The organism is Pseudorhodobacter aquimaris, assembly GCF_001202025.1.
In the GTDB taxonomy this organism is placed as follows: Bacteria; Pseudomonadota; Alphaproteobacteria; order Rhodobacterales; family Rhodobacteraceae; genus Pseudorhodobacter; species Pseudorhodobacter aquimaris.
This window is the reverse complement of the sequence record NZ_LGHS01000028.1, coordinates 1-3,902: the sequence shown is the minus strand read 5'-3', so window position 1 is coordinate 3,902 and position 3,902 is coordinate 1. Positions and strand designations below refer to the sequence as shown.

Here is a 3,902-nt window from a genome sequence, read left to right as displayed (position 1 = left end):
GCTTATGACGATCCCCGGAGTTGGGCCTATGTGTGCTACGACCATTCAGGCCTTTGCGCCACCAATGGAAGAATTTTCTAATGGGCGTGAGTTTGCAGCCCGGGTCGCGGGCTTGTACCAAGGCAGAAGTCGACCGGTGGGCGACAAATCCTGGGTAGAACCTCAAAAATGGGGCAGCGCGATATAAGGCGGTTGCTGATCACAGGCGCGTCGTGCGAATGCACGCCTCTGGCGTGATGGCCGTCATCCGTTGGGCCATCCGGAAAGGCCCACCACCTGGATCATGGCTTGCCAAGATGCTGGCGCGCAAGCCTCGTATGCTGGTGGCGACTGCATTGGCAAACAAGCTTGCCCGTACTGTTTGGGCGTTAATAACCACAAAAGAGAACGATCGAATTCCACCGCTGGCTGCATAAGCTTTGCACCATGCGTTGGAGTAAACCGGCAATGTGAGAAGGGCGAAGGAGAGTAAGGAACAACGGTCATAAGACGGGGTTGGGAAAACCAGATAGAAGCCAGGAGCTTTGTGCTCGCATCAACGATTTGGACCCGATCCACGGACACCATACAGGCCAGCGGCGTGTGAAAGCTGCATATATAGGCCGGACACACGACTGCACTGATCACATGTTCTGAGCAATCTGAAAAACTTCTTGCATTGAAAGGGGCATCCACACACGGGTTCAAAGCTGTCATCCGCCTTACTGGCAGGATCGGGTGCGCTGGCGTATGCAACCGACCTATTCACACGCATTGCCGGTAGCGGGGAAAACCGCATTTGAAATCAGCGAGACGGTAAAACACCATTTCGAACGGATCTTTCGATATCCACCTGTTTGACCCGGGTGCATTGGTAGAAAGGGCGATTGATGCCGCCTATGGGTCTCCGGGGCTCAACGCGGGAAAAACTCGGCATATCCGTTTTTCGCGGCAATTCCGTTTGGCCTCGGCGCAGGTGAGATGCTGGCTTGGTTGCGCCTTGGCGGCGGGCAAAAATTAGCGTCTCGATCCAGTTGCGCGCCCCCGAAGAAATGTATCAGCTGCTGGAATTGGGAACCCTGGATGTCGCCGAGCAATCGATCGCGGCCTTGGCTTTTATCAAATAGCCAAGTTCAACTATTTCCCAGGCTGTCACCAGCAGTCTATCGTCTAAGAGCTGTTGATCAATATGGACAGTTGGAATGCGCTTTTGGATGCGCAGTGCACAATGGTCAATCTCGCCTGCAATAAGGCGACCATCAATCCGCTCGCCGATGGCGGGGCCCTTGAGTTTGCCATCATAAAACAAAATGAGGCAGACGGCGTACAGATCAAGATCTAGCCAGCCGAATTCCTCGACGCCTTTCAGGGCGTATGGGATGAAATGATCCCCGAAGAGACCACAGCCAACCCGGAAAGCAAACGCGTTTGGGACAGTTTGCAGGCTTACCGCAAGGATTATTCAACTTGGGGTATTTTATGCAGGAAACATGATGTGTTTTCTTTTCAGGCTCTCTGGCATTTTGGAACGGCTGTGCGGTTTCTTTGGGCTTTTGAGCGCGTGGATGGTCGTGCCATTGATTTTGGTTATTGTCTATGACGTCATTACCCGTAAAATTTTCTTTATTCAGCAGGCGGTGCTGAACTCGGCGCTTTATGAAATTATTTCTCCGACCATGCTGCAAGAGGCCGAATGGCACGAGCGGCGGACCGCCCGCACGAAGGGGTGGGTTGAGATGATCGCGATCCTGCTTTTGGCGGTTCCTTTCTGCTCTGTTTTACTGTTTCATTCGGTAGATACGGTCTATTCAGCCTGGCAACAGGGTGAGGGTTCATCGCCTTTGACGGGAATTTGCATTCGCTGGATCATCAAATCCTTTTTGGCAATTGGCGCGATTGAATATGCTGGCACCCAATCACGAGCCATCCAATGAGGTCGGCGCGTGATTCAGGCAATCTAATATCACCTTTACGATTATCTGGCCGCCTATATGTTTCTGACACTGGCCATTGCGCTTTTTTCAGGCTTTCCGGTGGGGATTGTCCTCGGCAGTCTGCGCTGATGCTCGCTTCTGGCGGTACTGCGTTGAATGTCATGTCGACGAGTGAGTTTTACCTCTTTGCCGACAGGTTGTGAGAGTCGGCCACGGTCAATCAGATTTTGGTAGCGGCGTCGCGGCAGACCTGCTACGTATCCTTAAGGTTTTGCTGCGCAATGTTCCGGGCGGCCTTGCGCTGACGGTTACCTTGTTTGGCACGGTCACGGCGGCGACAACCGGGGCCATAGGGGCCTCTGTGGTGATGCTCAGCATGATGGCGCGGCCTGCGATGCTGGGTATGATAAACGACTGGGATCTGGCATGGTGGCTGCATCGGCAATATTGGGTATTTTGATCCCGTCCTCGATCATGTTGGTGGTCATGGCGGACCTTATGGCCATCCCGGTTGGAAATCAGTTTGTCGCAGCGGTTGTAGCTGGCCTGTTTTTGGCCACGCTTTACAGCATTTATGTGTTAGGAAAATTCCGCCCCGGTTGCGCTGATTGTTCTGGTTCTGGGGTCGATCTTTGCGGGCGCGACCGCTATCTCCTATGTGTTTCGTGCGCTTTTTGGTGAGGATTTGATCCTCGATTTTACCGCCTGGATCGACCTAGGCCATTGGGGTTTTCTGGGCATACTGATGTTGCTGAATTTCGTTCTGGGGTTCTTTTTGACTGGATCGAAATAACCCTGATCGTATTGCCGGTTTTTGCGCCGGTCACGGCAAATCTGGCCTCTGAATTTGCGGCCACATTCGGCATGGAAGATCTGACCTTGGCCGCGCAAACGTTTCAGATGCTCTTATGGCTGCGATAAACTATAAGACAAGTTTTTTGACGCCGCCTTCTAGTTTTGCGTTGTTTTCCGAAGGAAAGCGCGCCCCAACCCGCCTTGGCCACATCTATCGCGGGATCATACCTTTCGTTGCAATTCAGATATTCGGCCTTGTCTGCATGATTGTGTTTCCAGTTCTGGTTCTGTGGCTGCCGCAGGTTCTAAAGTAGCAGAAATCCGTGTCCGACACTGGTTAACCCAGCCGCTGCACCGCAGTTTGCCGGGAAATTCAGGGTGCAGGGGTAATCCCCCCTAAAATTAAGGGGCTTCATAAGTAGAATTTTCTCGGCAAGATGTCTGAGGAGATTTTGAATGAAGAAAAGCAGATACACTGAGGCGCAGATCCTTTCGATCCTGCGCCAGGGCGAAGGTGGCGTGCCGGTGGCAGAGCTGTGCCGCGAGCACGGTATGAGCAACGCGTCCTTCTATAAATGGCGGGCGAAGTATGGCGGCATGCCCTCTCGGGCTTTTGCTTTGCAAAACCCTGCCGGGTAACAGACGCGTCCATGATCAGCCAGATGAAGGCCATGGAGTGAGGCGCAAACGCCATTGGTCCGAGAGCGCGCCGAACGAGAACCGTCGGCTGAAGCGGATGTATGCGGACCTGAGCATGCAGGCTGATTTGCTGAAGGAAGCTCTTGGAAAAAAGTAGGCGGGCCATCTCAACGCCGAGAGATGGCCGTGAATGCTGTGGCGCGCTGCGCAGTCAGCATTGCGCTGGCTTGCCGCGCCTTTGGTGTCAGCGAGACCTGCTATCGTTACAGCCCGCTGCTGAGCGACGAGAATGAGCATATTGCCGATCTGCTTGTTGGGCTGACCGAAGCCCGGAAGACTTGGGGATCTGGATTATGCTTTCTGCATCTGCGCAACGTGAAGGGGCAGCCTTGGATACTGTTACCTGGCAGTGCATGTTCACATGCATGAGAGGGCACAAAAGAGTTTAACGCATCTACTGTGAACTTGAACTGAACCTGCGCCCTTTCGGGCCATTGCTACGCAATGCCCTGCCGGGTAACAGATCAAACCCCGCAAAAGGATGAAGCGGGACAA

5 protein-coding genes and 2 pseudogenes are annotated in these 3,902 nt (G+C 53.5%); all 7 read left to right on the top strand.

Features of this window, described 5'->3' with window-relative positions; translation table 11 throughout:
* A pseudogene (locus tag AKU94_RS20205) lies at positions 1-416 on the top strand (transposase); the annotation flags it as partial.
* A gap of 743 nt (positions 417-1,159) precedes the next feature.
* Positions 1,160-1,321: a hypothetical protein gene (locus AKU94_RS19515; RefSeq protein WP_157056400.1), complete on the top strand. Its 162-nt coding sequence runs from the start codon at positions 1,160-1,162 to the stop codon at positions 1,319-1,321.
* Positions 1,322-1,469: 148 nt separating this feature from the next.
* Positions 1,470-1,913 carry a TRAP transporter small permease subunit gene (locus AKU94_RS03750; protein ID WP_157056399.1) on the top strand — a complete coding sequence of 148 codons (444 nt, stop codon included), beginning with the start codon at positions 1,470-1,472 and terminating at the stop codon, positions 1,911-1,913.
* Between the two features lie 271 nt (positions 1,914-2,184).
* Positions 2,185-2,373 (top strand): hypothetical protein, encoded by a 189-nt coding sequence (locus AKU94_RS03745; protein ID WP_050526002.1) that lies wholly within the window; start codon positions 2,185-2,187, stop codon positions 2,371-2,373.
* Positions 2,340-2,594, top strand: a complete 255-nt coding sequence (locus AKU94_RS20815; RefSeq protein ID WP_157056397.1) for a TRAP transporter large permease subunit — start codon at positions 2,340-2,342, stop codon at positions 2,592-2,594. The genes AKU94_RS03745 and AKU94_RS20815 overlap by 34 nt, the downstream gene beginning before the upstream one ends.
* 227 nt (positions 2,595-2,821) lie before the next feature.
* Positions 2,822-3,022 carry a TRAP transporter large permease subunit gene (locus AKU94_RS20810; RefSeq protein WP_050525999.1) on the top strand — a complete coding sequence of 67 codons (201 nt, stop codon included), beginning with the start codon at positions 2,822-2,824 and terminating at the stop codon, positions 3,020-3,022.
* Positions 3,023-3,164: 142 nt separating this feature from the next.
* Positions 3,165-3,740 (top strand): annotated as a pseudogene (locus AKU94_RS18970) (transposase); the annotation flags it as partial.
* Between the last annotated feature and the right edge of the window lie 162 nt (positions 3,741-3,902).